2 protein-coding genes and 1 pseudogene are annotated in these 1674 nt (G+C 40.3%); 2 read left to right on the top strand and 1 reads right to left on the bottom strand.

Features of this window, described 5'->3' with window-relative positions; translation table 11 throughout:
- Nucleotides 1–331: transposase (locus tag RH88_RS00040; protein ID WP_005592538.1), on the top strand; the 331-nt coding region annotated here is incomplete at its 5' end.
- A gap of 11 nt (nucleotides 332–342) precedes the next feature.
- Nucleotides 343–780, top strand: a pseudogene (locus RH88_RS00035) (IS3 family transposase); the annotation flags it as partial.
- Nucleotides 781–985: 205 nt separating this feature from the next.
- On the opposite strand, the gene RH88_RS00030 reads toward RH88_RS00035, so the two are convergent.
- Nucleotides 986–1674 (bottom strand): Ig-like domain-containing protein (locus RH88_RS00030; protein ID WP_005592536.1); only part of this gene is annotated, 689 nt, incomplete at its 5' end.

Genomic DNA, 1674 nt, shown 5'->3' with positions numbered 1-1674 from the left:
AACTGAGTGCTTAGTCAAGAACAAAGCAGAGATGCTGGCATTCTATGACTATCCTGCAGAGCACTGGTTACATATAAGAACGACAAATCCAATAGAATCAATGTTCGCTACAGTCAGGCTTCGCACAAACAAGACCAAAAACTGTGGTAACAGAAAAACAACGTTGACGATGGCTTACAAGTTGATGCTTTGTGCAGAAACAAAGTGGCGTCGACTAAGAGGGTTCGCACTCCTAGCGGATGTTATAAATGATGTTCGTTTTATAGATGGAGTGAGAAAAATTGAGGATACTCAACTGATCACTGCCCGAGACCTCATACACCACTTTTGACAATAGCTCGGCTTTATCTCACCGTTGTTATTGATTTATTCTCCAGAAAAGTCGTCGGGGGGACGATGAAAAGTATCCCAAAAACCGATCTTGTTATTGATGCCTTGTTGATGGCGATTTGGCGCAGACGGCCAAGTGAACAGGTACTCGTTCACTCAGATCAAGGCGTGCAATATACCTCGAGCGACTGGCGCAGTTTCCTAAAAGAGCACAATATGGAAATTAGCATGAGTCTAAAGGGAAACTGTCACGACAACGCTGTTGCTGAGAGTTTTTTCTCGCTGCTCAAGAAAGATAGAGTAAAGCGAAGAATCTACAAAACCCGTGATGAGGCACGCTCTGAGATATTTGAATATATCGAGTGCTTCTACAATCCAAAACGGAATAATGGTGGACTGTCACCGAATGAATACGAAAGACAGTATTATCAGAAACTTGAAAGTGTATAGAGTTCTGGGGTCTTACCAAGCTCTTAACCGTTTTATGATTATGTTCGAAGACCGATTAACTGAATACTTGTAACCAAGAGCAGTTACACAGAATTATTTACAGGGTCGAAATGTAAGATCTAGTCCGAACTAATATTCCTTAAAGAGGCTGCTGATTTGTCAGCAGCCTTGATTATGAATATTGTTTTTCTATTTGGGTGATTAATTAGTAACTGTCATCGATTTCTTCATAGGTTGTATTCTCCACCTCAGAATGAACAGATTCTATGTCGGCTTGGCGTAAATCATGGCCACTGAATAGATCAGAGACCTTTCCTTGTTCGGTTGTTACATCACCAGAAATATTTGTAAATGATACGCTATAAACATCATTGGTGTCGACACCTTCAACATAAGCTTTCCAAATACCATCGTTGGGGTCAACCTCTACAGGAACACCCTCACCTTGATATGAGAAGTTTACTGAAATGGTGTCAGCCTTTAGGAGACCAATAAATTCAACTTTCTCTGTTTGCTCGTTTTTGTATTTAGTTTCCTCTCTTGCAACTTTATCCTCTTCTATTTCTAGGTACTGAGTATTCGTCGACAGTTCTGTATATTCTCTGCTAAGTGCTTCTACGGATGGCTCAATGTCATCTACTGTAATGACACCTTGAGACATTTTTATTGAACCATCAGATTTAATTTCTTGGTGCTTCCACGAATATATGCCATCTCTATCAGCATGTTCTTGAGGCAATGTAAACGACCAAGAGCCCTCTTCATTTATATCAATAGGATGACTTTGCTTATTGACCGTAAGTATGACTTCAGAATCACTTTCTGCTGAACCTTCAAAAGTAGGGGTTGTATCAGCGGTTAGAATTGCATCATTTGGGTCTGTCATTCTCATAT

The organism is Vibrio scophthalmi LMG 19158 (assembly GCF_000222585.1).
Lineage (GTDB): Bacteria > Pseudomonadota > Gammaproteobacteria > Enterobacterales > Vibrionaceae > Vibrio > Vibrio scophthalmi.
Note: the sequence above shows the minus strand (reverse complement) of the source record. Positions and strands in the feature narration are given on the sequence as shown.